Here is a 12072-nt window from a genome sequence, read left to right as displayed (position 1 = left end):
TTTTTGAGAACCTCTAAAAAGGAGAAGTCAACACCCAGGACACCATGATCCGCTGTCTCTTGAATCCCTAGGGCGTGTTTTCAAAGCCGTTGTATCCTAGATTGGGACGATCGCACGCAGGGAGTCATGCTTCCCTTCAATCAAGCTGAAGTGTGCACCCGTCCCTCCTAGGGCTTAATTCAGGAGTCAATCTACGATCGTCGATTCATGGAAAGGGCGATCGGGCTGGCAGTTATGCGATATTTCTGACGGTTTAGAAAATACTCTTTTGTTGTTGCAACACGGCTGGCGAGGGAAGGCGAGACATCAAGCTGATGAAACAAGTCGGCAATTTGCCACAGATTGAGTGTGATGCAGGTCTACTCAATCAAGCTTTTCTGAATATTATCAATCACACGACCGATGCTTTAAAAGAGTCAGCTCAACAGTTGTAAGAGTTGCAATCAATCAAATTTAAACTGGTGATTTGGGTGGGAACTCAGGTGGTTGATACTCAGGGGATTTATATTGAGGTGGCTGATAACGACAGGGCAATTAGCAAAGATATCACAGCGCCAGTTTCGGCTCCCTTGTTGGTTGCCAGAACCAGCCATGTCGTCAATAATTCCTCTCAGCTATCGGATAATTGTAGAGCAGAAAAAAGGAGAGATAAAGTGTTTTTAGCAACCTGGTAAAGGTACTAAATTTCGGATAGAGCTTCCGCTGCGGCACAGTTAATTAATAGTATTTACCGTTGGGTGGGGGCGGGTTTTTGAGATGGTTGGTTTTAGACGGGGATTGTTTGTGAACCCGCCCCTACAGGGACTGCAAAATATTGGAAGAATGTAAAAATTTGTATATGAACTGACCGAAGTTCAGGAAAATAGACGATAGTTGATATGCAAGAGATTTTAAGCGTCCGCGAAAACAAATTTTAATCAGGTAATAAAATGGTAGTAGCAGCACCTGTTCAATCCGGCAGTCAGTCGATTTTTCAAACTCGCTACGACAACTTTATCGGCGGCAAGTGGGTGCCACCGGTGAAAGGGAAATACTCGGAAAACCTGTCTCCAATTACAGGCAAATCAATTTGTCAAATCCCCCGATCGAGCGCCGAGGATGTAGAATTGGCACTAGATGCCGCCCACGCCGCGAAAGACAAGTGGGGTAAGACTTCCCCAGCCGATAGGGCGCGGGTTTTACACAAAATAGCCGATCGCATCGAAGAAAACCTCGATCGCCTCGCCATCGCCGAAACCTGGGACAACGGTAAACCAATTCGCGAAACCCGCCTCGCAGACATACCACTGGCGATCGACCATTTCCGCTACTTCGCAAGCTGCATCCGAGCTCAAGAAGGCTCGATCGGCGAACTCGACGGAACAACAGTCGCCTACCACTTCCACGAACCCCTAGGCGTCATCGGACAAATCATCCCGTGGAACTTCCCGATATTAATGGCCGCCTGGAAACTCGCCCCAGCCCTCGCCGCCGGCAACTGCGTCGTCCTCAAACCAGCAGGCCCCACCCCCGCCTCAATCTTGGTACTGATGGAAATCATCGCCGACTTAGTACCAGACGGCGTAATCAACGTCATTAACGGGCCCGGCGCCGAAATCGGCAAAACCCTCGCCACCAGTCCCCGGATTGCCAAAGTCGCCTTCACCGGCGAAACCACCACCGGCAGGCTAATAATGCAATACGCCTCCCAAAACGTCATCCCCGTCACCCTAGAACTAGGCGGCAAATCCCCCAACATTTTTTTTGAAGATATCTGCGCCCAAGACGACGAATTCCTCGACAAAGCAGTCGAAGGATTAGTCATGTTTGCCTTTAATCAGGGCGAAGTTTGCACCTGTCCCTCCCGCGCCTTAATTCAGGAGTCAATCTACGATCGATTCATGGAAAGGGCGATCGATCGCATCCGTCAAATCAAACAAGACAACCCCTTAGATCCGACAACCGCCCTCGGCGCCCAAGTCTCCGTCAACCAGATGGAAAAAATCGCCGAATACGTCAAAATCGGTCACGCCGAAGGCGCAGAATGCCTGATTGGTGGCGAAAGAAACATCTTATCCGGCGACTTGGAAGACGGTTATTATTTCCAGCCGACAGTCTTCAAAGGAAACAACAAAATGCGAATTTTCCAAGAAGAAATCTTCGGCCCAGTATTAGCAGTCACCACCTTCAAAGACGAAGCCGAAGCATTAGAAATTGCCAACGACACTCTCTACGGTTTAGGTGCCGGAGTTTGGACTCGCGACATCAACACCGCCTACCGCATGGGCCGCGCCGTTCAAGCAGGCCGCGTGTGGACAAACTGCTATCACCTATATCCGGCCCACGCAGCATTCGGCGGCTACAAATCATCTGGAATCGGTCGCGAAAATCACAAAATGATGTTAGATCACTACCAGCAAACCAAGAATTTGTTGGTCAGCTACAGCCCCAAAGCTTTAGGTTTTTTCTAAGGTTTTAGTCATTGGGAAGGAAGAAAGAAAAAAGACACACTTCAAGGATTCGTCAACTCCTTCTTTCTCTCTTTCCTCTCTTTCTCTGCGTCCTCTGCGCCCTCTGCGGTTCATTAAAAAAATCTCATTCATAAACTAAATAAAATTGCTACACAAACAGACTGCAATGGAAACTGCAAAAGTCACCGCAACAGAAGCCGCTTTAAAATTAATCAATCATCTCAAAACTCAACACGGAGAATTGATGTTTCACCAATCCGGCGGCTGCTGCGACGGTAGTTCCCCCATGTGCTTTCCCGATGGCGAATTGATAATCGGTGATGGTGACGTATTGCTGGGCGAAATAGGCGGTTGTCCCTTTTATATTGCAGCCCAGCAATACAAATATTGGCAGCACACGCAGTTAATTATAGACGTGGCATCGGGGCCAGGAGGCAGCGATTTTTCCCTAGAAGGGCCGGAGGGAGAGCGTTTTATTACTCGTTCTCGCTTGTTTGTTAATGCTGATTAACTCTGTTTATCCTTAACTTGCCTGCCGTTTCTCTAAAAACATGAATTTGCTTAAGCCTGCAACCCGGTTTCTTTCAGGGGAGCGAAAAAACCTATTTTATTTAAGTTTTTATCTAAGTTTCTCGCGTGGGCTAACGATGACCAATTTTCTGACGAGGGCCAAAGCATCTTATTTTAGAATACTTACTGGACAAAAGTTTCAGCCATTATTTGAGTTTAGTTGCCAAAAATCAAACCCTTGTTGAATCAGCAAAATTGCCAGATAAGCTCCTGATGTTCCTGCGCCGATAATACCTATCCTGCTTTGGGACGAAACCATTTGTGCTTCTCCTGATTTAAGATTGCCGATCGCTTCTCAAGCACTATTGTAATTAAGGAAAATCTAATTTGCGCGATCGCTCAATTGCGGATTGAGATTTTGCTGATAATAGCGACAGCTTGAAACCTGCTGCTATTATCAGTATCTGACCTGATGCAGGATTAATTATTAAGGGGCGACTTCAAAATTCACGAACTCAAAACTTAAGACTACTTTAAGCTTGAGTATTTTTAATTAAAGCCAATTCTATTTTGTCACCAGCCTTTTGAGTCACTTGTGCGCGCAAACCTGGCCCAAAAAAAGTAGCTATTTTGTCTTGCTTTTCTTCCCATAAGTCGATCGGCATTAGCGGTGAATAAAACTCTAAAATTAACCCATAAGCACCATCAACATCAACTTCCCGCAACCCTTGCAGAAGCGGCCGTTCCTCGTCTGTCGGGGCCAGGCCCAAGCGCTCCAAAGCATCATCTAAGTGCGCGGGTTGGCCGTAGCGAAATCGAGTGATATCTTTGCGGACTTGGTTTTGAGTATCTGTGGCCTGACTTTCTCGCAAGAGGAGAACTTCAGCAGAGGTAGGTTCGGTGAACTCCACTGGTTCGAGTTCGGCGGCTTTGAGAGCCAAACCTCCCAGCAACAGCGGAATTCCATAAAAAAACCCGGCTAGGTTCAGGGTAGGTCTGTCTGTGAAGTAGGCTCCAAACCCGACTGCTGCTATAATACCGCCAACAACTAAGGCTAGGTTTGCTAAAGAAATTTTACGTAACATATTAGTGAGGTAAGTAGTCGGACAGAAATAATATACTTTAATTATTATCTGTCAAAAAGTCTTGAATAAATTTAGTTTTTTTGCCAAAAGACCTGCAAAAACTGCTAGCATCTATGAGCGCGGGAGCGGTGTGCATCCACAGTCTTGTCTCTAGCTTCAGAAGCTTATCCAGCCGGACTCGTCCGGGCGCGCCATCGGTAAATATCCGTGTTAATTGCGGGGCTTTGGTTCCAGAAGGCAATCGAGATCGGCAGTATCATCAAAGTATACAGAGTGGCGATCGCGATCGACACTCTTGCCCTTTCAACCATTTTTCGGACATGATTAAAGACGAAGACAAACAAACTGCTGGAGCAAACAAGGCGGTTCTGGAGCAGATTAACTCGCTCAAGCGCGAAGATGAAAGGCTTTATAATATCTTAGCGATCGATGTCTGGGCCCTAGCCAAGACAATGGATGAATATCAACCGGGATTTTGGGCGGCTTTTATGAAAAACCGGGAGAAGGCCCTGAAGCGATTTTTAGCTGGAATGATTAAAAATAAACCCGCAGATACCAAACGTCCGCCTTTTTTGCGCTAAAATGTGGCTGAAGTTGGGCTGCACTTTTGATGTACAATCAAACTATAACACAGACCCAAAAACCCTGAGCAGGTTCATCACTTCCCATAGAAAAACAGTGAAGGATTTGCCCAAAAAGGGATGTCGGTGAATTAAGAATCCCCGTCTGTTCGCAGGGGGGAATGTCAAATATTTTTGTTAATAGTAGCAAAGGAAAAAAACAATGGATGCACAAACAATCAAAGAGCGCGTAGCACAGATCGAGAGCAAGCGGGAATCCCTCGTGCGGCTGTTAGATCGATCGGACTTGGGAGCCATGAGAATAGATGTGAGTCAGGCGATCGAAGAAATTGACGATCTCTTAGAAGAATTCAAGCGTACTTTTAACAGTTAAGTAGTCAGTAGTCAGTAGTCAGTAGTCAGTAGTCATTAGTCAGTAGTCATTAGTCAGTAGTCAGTAGTCAGTAGTCATTAGTCATTAGTCAGTAGTTGTCATTAGTTGTCGCGCATTTAATTTGGATAGTTATGTTACTAAAAATCTTGTGGGGTGGGCCGGAGAACCCGCCCAAAAAGTCAAAATTAAATGCAGTACAGCTTAATAGCTAACAAGAACCGACCACTGCTAACTGCAAATTTGACAACTGACAACTGACAACTAATGACTAATGACTAATGACTAATGACTAATGACTAATGACTAATGACTAATTCATCACCATATCCATCAAAATTTTACGATAACCGTGCTATATTGTTTCTGTGCCTCCATTCACGCTATGCACATAGTTCGATTAACGGGCTATTGCTAGAAACTTGATAGAAGGCTAAAACCCTTACAGAACCTTGAAAAACCAATATGTACGCTAAATCACAATCCATCCCTGAGACAATCAAAGTGCAGTCTGATAACGGTTCACTCCGGTTGCAGTTCAGCACCAAGTACAATCCCATCTTTGGGGGGAAACGAAAGCATCAGGGTTTAGGGATGAAGGATACTCCTGAGAATCAGCAAAAGGCGATCGCTATCGCATGGCGGATCGAAGGAGACTTGCAGCATCCAGAGTGGCAACAGTTGTTTGACCCTACTTTTGCCAAGTACGGCTTAAAGACCAAGTACGCTGCTGAACTAAAACTAGCAGCACCCATACTAGAACCTGAACCGGAGATGACAGTAGGTGCAATGTGGGAGGATTACTTAATTTGGAAACAACCGCAGTTAGAGCCAACTACTTTTAAATTGAATTATCAAATTGCATTTACTAATGCTGTGAAAGGTCTAGTCTGGGACAACCGACTGCGATCGCATACTGTTGCCGACTGTGGTTCGATCTGGGATATGCCTGTAAACGCGATAGATATTGATCGAATCAAGCAATCTCCTTTGAGTCCTACGACAAAGCGCAAAGTCTTAGCAGCGTTGTCGGAAGCGTTTACCCGATTACAATCACTAGGTAAAACCAAACTTTCGGCTAACCCATTCATAATAGTAGGGGGCATTACCGAAAACAAAACTGACAAGTACAAGTCAACAATTAACGCCGATGGTGAGACACAAGAATGGTGGAACACGAGCAATCATGAGTTGAACTTAGAAGATACCGATACCCGTGCTTTTACCAGGGAAGAACGCGACATAATCATTAAGGCATTCTATGAGTCCGATAAGCCTGCTACCCGTCAAGCAGCACCTTTAGTTGAGTTTCTGTTCTTAACTGGTTGTCGTAGCGGGGAAGCGTTCGCCTTAAGGTGGCAGGACATATGGAAAGGAAAAGATAATCAATACCTGGTAATTGGAAAATCCTACAACGGCAGAATTAGAAACACGCAGGTTACAAAAACTAAAGAAATTCGATTGTTTAAGCTTTATCCTAAGCTTAACGACTTGCTGTTGCGTATCAAGCCTGTTAACGCTAAGTCTACTGACTTGGTATTTTTCAACACTCAAGGTGCATCGTATAACTCTGGTAGTTTAGACGCTGTTTGGAGGGAATACAGGGGAAAGAAAAGTAATAAAACCTATACCTATCCCGGTATTGTCCGGCAACTGGCTGACGAAGGTAAGATAAGTTGCTATCTCTCCCCTTATCATACCCGCCATACATTTATCACCCTACAAGCTCAGTCTGGTACAGATTTACTACTACTAGCCACTGCCTGTGGTAACAGCATAGAAGTCATACAGCGTTACTACCTAGGGGTCGATACCACAGTAGAGATGGTAGATATCTAACCCTACTCTCCCTTACCGACCGCCCCCCTTAATAAGGGGGGTTTTTTATTGGCTATTTTTATCCTGCCTGTTTGTATCTTTGCCTCTATTTTCTGGCGTAGCCGCCTAACATAGGCGGCTATTCGTAAAAATAGAGATAAATAAGCAGTGAACTTAATATCAAGTATTCACTTGTGTCACGTGAGTGACGCTATCCCGTCCCGTTCTGTTGGCAACAAAACTTAACAGTTGCAGTATTGACACTTTAGCCTGAATACTGCGATCGTCAAAAATAGAGAAAGCAACACAGCCACCGGGTTGGCCCCCGATGACTGCTGTTTTCTCAATTGTGTCACCAATTGAGAATTATATTATGTCACAACAGTCCGCTTCACGTACCCCACGATCGGCTTCTTTTAACTATTCGTGGGATAAGCCCCTAGCTTTGCGCTGGTATCGAGATGCCGTGTTCGATAACATCTCCCACACCGTAGCTCTTCAAATCCTTACAGTTTGCCGTCCCGCACACTGGTTGCACTATTATCAAGCGCCCGTACTGCTACCCGAACAGGTGGATGCACTTTACTGTGTTGAGCCAAAAACTACCGATCGCCTTATCCGCAATTTTGAAGCTCAACTCACCAGCGACGGTCTGTTTGCTTGCCCGGAAACCTTTGTGCAACACTCCGAGCCCGTACTGGGACTGTGTTGGATAGGGAAGCCTCACCTTAACTACCTGCTACCCCCACGGGCTGTACTTAAGCTGGCTTGCTGGATGCCAGCCACTCAAGCAACCATTTGGGCTTTAGGGGGGATAGATGCGATCGCAAGCAAGCCTTGCGAGCCACTACCCGAACAAGTGAGGATGAGCCAACACTACAAGGTAGTCGAACGGCGTACCGCCCCCAAAGATAAAATAGCGCTGGTAGCCGAAGCACAAGAGCTAGGGCTTTACGCTTACGCCAAACACTTTGGGGACTTGAAGTCGGGCATCACCTACAGTCGGTTGCTCACCCACTACGAACGGAGTGGACAATTCCCACCTACCCGGCAAGAGCTTAATGATTTGTTAGTCGAGTTTTAGGTATTGGGTATTGGGTATTGGGTGCGATCGGTAGGCACGGAAAGTAAAAAGCTAGAGTCACATCATCTGCATAGTGTGACTCTAGCTTTCTCTTTTCTCTTCATTTTTACGAATAGCCGCCTATCATAGGCGGCTACTCTAGAAAATACACTCACTTGCTTAAGCACCTGTTATACAAAGTAAGAAAAATGCGTCTTGTGTATAAATTTTGTGAGATTTAGTGTAAATTTCTCTCACGCTGTATAGACTTTAATATATGAGAAAATAATCCTAACCCCTATAGGGTTCCGGAAGAAGTATAACACTGTATAAGCTTTATTTGTGGGATATTGCCATCCCCCGACAGGTTACAATTTCAACAGCAGAATTTGCCCGCTTGTACCCGCAGGCAAAAAAAAAGGCTCTCGCTGTCCCTAAATAGCGTTAGCTGGTGAAGAGAGACAACAAAAACCCAAAAAACCTGAACCAAATTTAACTTATTTTCTAGACTTTTTCTGAAAAGTCCCCTCGCCGGAAGGGTATATCACGGCATCAATTCACTAGCCAAGCACTAGGGATAGCGGTTACTCACCCTTATCAAAGGAACAACCGCTATGGATAGTGTACCATCATCTTCTCAAACTGTTGCCGCTACCCGCAACAAATCTTTACTCAATGCCGCTGACAAGGACTATTTAAGAATCGAGCGAAAACTTCCTCTGGATTGGATATATGCAAACTGTGGCAGTGCCGATATCCCGAAAGCCACGGTATTGTTGGGGTATGAGGCAAAATCTCCTTGCATCGTTTTTTATTCCCACGACCTCAAACAACTGCAACTACGGCCAATTAACCCGTGGCCGTCAAAGGATAGAAAGCTTCCTAAATATCGCACCCCTAAAGGTGAATACGATGCTTTCCTTGCCAAACATCCAGAAATCGAAACGTACTGGACTGATTTAGAGGCTCTTAAAGCCCGGTGTTTCACCTTAAATGGCAAACCTTATCTGCTAATTACCGAGGGGTGCATAAAGGCAATAAAAGGCTGTATGTGGGATATCCCTACGGTAGCGGTAATGGGAGTTGACATGGCCCTAACACCAGCGGCAAAGGGTACACCCGACTTGATACCAGGGCTGAAACGATTAGCCGAAGCGGGTTTTGGTTTTATCATCGCTTACGATTCCGATCCACCTGAGAGAGTGGAAACCATAAAGAATGTTCGCCGTGCAGAAGCAAAGCTCGCTAAACGCCTGAAAGCCTATGGCTGCGATGTACTATCGGTTACGGGGCAGTGGCGATCGGAGGACGGCAAGGGGATGGATGATTTCATCAACAATCAAGGGATCGAGGCTTTCAGGGCGATATTGATGAAGGCTAATGTAGTTGAATCTTTTTACACAAGTGACAGTAACTCGACAACTAGGAGTAAAAAACCACCAACTCCAAAGCAGATTGCTCAACTGCTAGAGGCAGAGTATAAGCGGCACTGGAAATATCACGAAGAACAACAAACGTGGCGCGGGTTTGATGGCAAGTGCTGGAAAAAAATAGGGGTAGGTGAATTCAAGAGCCTGATTGTCAGAACCCTTGATGCCAAAGGGATTTACTATAGTGGTATCGAATATGTCAATAATGTCGTAGAGATGCTCAAGTGTTACCTGCGAGAGGTTCACTGGCAAACGTGGGATAAGTCCCGATATATCAATTTTGACAATTGCGTACTCGACGGCGATACCCTTGAAACCTTGCCACACTCACCCGGCATGAGGTTTACTTCCTATTTACCCTTTCCCTACCAGCCACTAACAGGCGATTTAAGCGCCCCCTTAGAAGCTTTACGGACAAACTCCCCAAACATCCATCAATTCTTCCAGACGGCGATGCAGGGTGATATCAAGAAAATATTCAAGCTACTGGCAATCGTTAACAGTTGCCTTCGTTTCAGCTTCTACGGCTATCAACAATTTGTTCATCTGATAGGGGTTCCCGGTAGCGGCAAGGGTACTTTTGCTCGGTTGATGGAAAAAATTGTGGGCAAGGGGAACAGCCAGCCTTGTAGTCTCGACAACCTGAAGGATGGCTCCACCTTAGCCAGCATCATCGACAAGCAATTGGTAGTGTTTGGGGATGAACGTAAACCTGTGGGGGTTGACTCAATTCTCCGGCTAACTGGTGGGGATAGCGTCAACTATCGGGAAGTGTACCAGCCAGCGGCAAGCGCCCATTTTTACGGCTTATTACTCATCTGTTCCAATGACCCCATATTCATGGGCAACACTACGGGACTAGAGCGGCGGCTATGCTTGGTCAACTTTGAAAATGCCATCCCAAAAGCCCTACGTAATTCCGAGATGGAGGCCACCTTCGACAGCGAGATTGCGTCGCTAATTGCGATCGCGCTTTCACTCCCAAGTAGTGAGGTAAAGCAGGTAATTCAGGGTATCGGCGATGCTGAGATTGCAGATTTCAAGGCTGCTGAATGGGATATGAAGGTACGGATGGACAGCCTCGCTGCATTCTTCGAGATGGAGCTAATTGTCGAGGACGACGCACAAACCCGCGCGGGCGATCTGTTTGATAGTTATAAAGATTTTTGCGAAGAAATTAAAAAACCTGCGATGAGCCTGACAACTTTTTCACCGGGTCTGGAGAAACTTTGCGCTGAACTGCACCTGCCAGTCGTTCGCGATCGGAGTGGCCGGCACGTCACCTTTGTCGGTTTAAGGTTGAGGGGTAAAAATGATTACCATCCCACCTACTCCCAACAACTAGCGCCGCTTTGCAGGACTTCCGACAGCACTAGCAGCACTTCTGCAGGACTTGGTGCAGGACTTCCGCCCATACAGGATATAGGTTTGCAGCACTTGCAGGACTTATCCCCAAACATTTTGGCAGAAAGTGAAATTGCCGAAAAAACAGAGGGTGAACCGGAAAACCAAAATCAGGAAAACCAGAAAAAAGTAGAAGTAGAAGAAGTTTCCCTTTCAAGTCCTGCAAGTCCTGCAAACCCTATACAAGACAAGGGTTTAAGTCCTGCATCAAGTCCTGCATCAAGTCCTGCAAAAACCCCCCAAAGTCCTGCAACCGCACAAAGTAAATTTCGTGGCGAAAAACTAGCAGACCAAATGCGAGAGGCAATAGCTAAAGGCAGCCGGGAAGATGCAAAAGAAGTTATGGAGCGTGTCGCTGCGTCGGGGCTGCAAGTAAGGGGCTTTTTTGCTAAAGCTTTTACTAAGGAGGAAAATCTTAATATCCGACTCTTAAATTACTTTGGCTTGACTAAAGACGCATCGGTTCAATATGTCGGGGCTAAGTTTGCGGAACAGTATAAAGGGGTCGTGCTAACAGTTGAGGGAGCTAACGCCCAGAACGAACTTTGCTGCTCACTTCCGGATGGTGGCGGATACACAACTTGGTTGAAGCCGGAGGACTTACGCAAGCTCTAGTAGTTTTTGGTTTTAGCTCCCTAAAACCAAATTTTTTGCCTTCAATCACTTGTGTCACGTGAATAAATACTTGACAGAACTAAAGCATCCGTGCCAACCTGTTAATAGTAAATCACGTGACACAAGTGAAATGACCAAAAACGTTAATGACACTAGCCTAGCCAACCTCAAGCACTATGAGGGTAAATGGAGGCACGGCAAAACCCGCACCATCCGAGTTCCGATCGCCCTAGCGGATCGGGTGCTGACTATAGCTCGACAACTAGATAACGGTAGTTCGCTTAACACAAGTGACTTACCTGATGCCGCTACCCTGCTCAACCAATTGAAAGCTAAGCGCAAAAAGTCTAAATGCGACCTAGCGGACGTACAAGCAATCTTGGATATGCTGGGTAGCCTGTTACCTTAACTGATGACGATCGGCTGGCACGGTAATTCGATCGCGTCAGTCACGCTATGCGTATGTTGTGATTGTAGGTTTTCGGCTTCCGTTCGGGACGGGATAGCTTCTGGAACAATAGCCGCCTATCTTAGGCGGCTAAGCCAGAAAATACAGGCTAAGACTCGCAGGTAGCGGGTTTTTTTTTGCGTAAAATCCCAAAAAGTAAAATTTAAAATGGCAATTACCATCGAAAATCACATTTTGTTCTGCAGGCCTGCAGAGCGATCGCAAATATCGCTAGGGGGTGCAAAGTAGAAGATTGATAGAAGAGCTTGCTTGTAAGTGACTACTGGATAAGGGACAC

At 46.1% G+C, this 12072-nt stretch carries 10 protein-coding genes; 9 read left to right on the top strand and 1 reads right to left on the bottom strand.

Annotation, left to right across the window (positions count from 1 at the left end; translation table 11 throughout):
- Positions 1-437 precede the first annotated feature (437 nt).
- The 3 genes from QUB11_RS00915 to QUB11_RS00905 all read left to right on the top strand — a co-directional run bounded on the left by QUB11_RS00915 (position 438) and on the right by QUB11_RS00905 (position 2961).
- Positions 438-674, top strand: coding sequence for a hypothetical protein (locus tag QUB11_RS00915; RefSeq protein ID WP_333199124.1), 237 nt, complete (start codon positions 438-440; stop codon positions 672-674).
- A gap of 255 nt (positions 675-929) precedes the next feature.
- Positions 930-2450, top strand: coding sequence for an acetaldehyde dehydrogenase ExaC (exaC, locus tag QUB11_RS00910; RefSeq protein ID WP_333389443.1), 1521 nt, complete (start codon positions 930-932; stop codon positions 2448-2450).
- Positions 2451-2616: 166 nt separating this feature from the next.
- Positions 2617-2961, top strand: coding sequence for a DUF779 domain-containing protein (locus QUB11_RS00905; protein ID WP_333389441.1), 345 nt, complete (start codon positions 2617-2619; stop codon positions 2959-2961).
- Between the two features lie 532 nt (positions 2962-3493).
- On the opposite strand, the gene QUB11_RS00900 is transcribed toward QUB11_RS00905, so the two are convergent.
- Complete coding sequence (locus tag QUB11_RS00900) at positions 3494-4045, bottom strand: DUF2854 domain-containing protein (RefSeq protein WP_333199119.1); 552 nt, start codon at positions 4043-4045, stop codon at positions 3494-3496.
- Between the two features lie 80 nt (positions 4046-4125).
- Here QUB11_RS00900 and QUB11_RS00895 point away from each other — a divergent pair, with 80 nt between their 5' ends.
- The 6 genes from QUB11_RS00895 to QUB11_RS00870 all read left to right on the top strand — a co-directional run bounded on the left by QUB11_RS00895 (position 4126) and on the right by QUB11_RS00870 (position 11735).
- The gene (locus QUB11_RS00895) at positions 4126-4626 is read left to right on the top strand and encodes a hypothetical protein (protein ID WP_333154785.1); all 501 of its coding nucleotides are present in this window, start codon (positions 4126-4128) and stop codon (positions 4624-4626) included.
- Positions 4627-4828: 202 nt separating this feature from the next.
- A complete protein-coding gene (locus QUB11_RS00890; protein WP_333199116.1) occupies positions 4829-4999 on the top strand; it encodes a hypothetical protein in 171 nt (56 codons plus the stop codon).
- Positions 5000-5461: 462 nt separating this feature from the next.
- Positions 5462-6835: a tyrosine-type recombinase/integrase gene (locus QUB11_RS00885; protein WP_333389439.1), complete on the top strand. Its 1374-nt coding sequence runs from the start codon at positions 5462-5464 to the stop codon at positions 6833-6835.
- A gap of 352 nt (positions 6836-7187) precedes the next feature.
- Positions 7188-7898, top strand: coding sequence for a hypothetical protein (locus tag QUB11_RS00880; RefSeq protein WP_333389437.1), 711 nt, complete (start codon positions 7188-7190; stop codon positions 7896-7898).
- Between the two features lie 593 nt (positions 7899-8491).
- Positions 8492-11326: a DUF3854 domain-containing protein gene (locus tag QUB11_RS00875; protein ID WP_333389435.1), complete on the top strand. Its 2835-nt coding sequence runs from the start codon at positions 8492-8494 to the stop codon at positions 11324-11326.
- Positions 11327-11456: 130 nt separating this feature from the next.
- Positions 11457-11735 (top strand): hypothetical protein, encoded by a 279-nt coding sequence (locus QUB11_RS00870; RefSeq protein ID WP_333389433.1) that lies wholly within the window; start codon positions 11457-11459, stop codon positions 11733-11735.
- Positions 11736-12072 lie beyond the last annotated feature (337 nt).

Source organism: Microcoleus sp. B6-A1, from assembly GCF_036705085.1.
GTDB lineage: Bacteria > Cyanobacteriota > Cyanobacteriia > Cyanobacteriales > Microcoleaceae > Microcoleus.
The sequence above is the reverse complement of the archived record's forward strand: the minus strand, read 5'-3'. Positions and strand labels throughout refer to the sequence as shown.

Bases quoted from the DNA above. Each gene is read 5' to 3' on its own strand.
- QUB11_RS00905 (WP_333389441.1), top strand. From the start codon at position 2,617: ATGGAAACTGCAAAAGTCACCGCAACAGAAGCCGCTTTAAAATTAATC.
- QUB11_RS00875 (WP_333389435.1), top strand. From the start codon at position 8,492: ATGGATAGTGTACCATCATCTTCTCAAACTGTTGCCGCTACCCGCAAC.
- QUB11_RS00885 (WP_333389439.1), top strand. From the start codon at position 5,462: ATGTACGCTAAATCACAATCCATCCCTGAGACAATCAAAGTGCAGTCT.
- QUB11_RS00890 (WP_333199116.1), top strand. From the start codon at position 4,829: ATGGATGCACAAACAATCAAAGAGCGCGTAGCACAGATCGAGAGCAAG.
- exaC (WP_333389443.1), top strand. From the start codon at position 930: ATGGTAGTAGCAGCACCTGTTCAATCCGGCAGTCAGTCGATTTTTCAA.
- QUB11_RS00870 (WP_333389433.1), top strand. From the start codon at position 11,457: ATGACCAAAAACGTTAATGACACTAGCCTAGCCAACCTCAAGCACTAT.
- QUB11_RS00900 (WP_333199119.1), bottom strand. From the start codon at position 4,045: ATGTTACGTAAAATTTCTTTAGCAAACCTAGCCTTAGTTGTTGGCGGT.
- QUB11_RS00880 (WP_333389437.1), top strand. From the start codon at position 7,188: ATGTCACAACAGTCCGCTTCACGTACCCCACGATCGGCTTCTTTTAAC.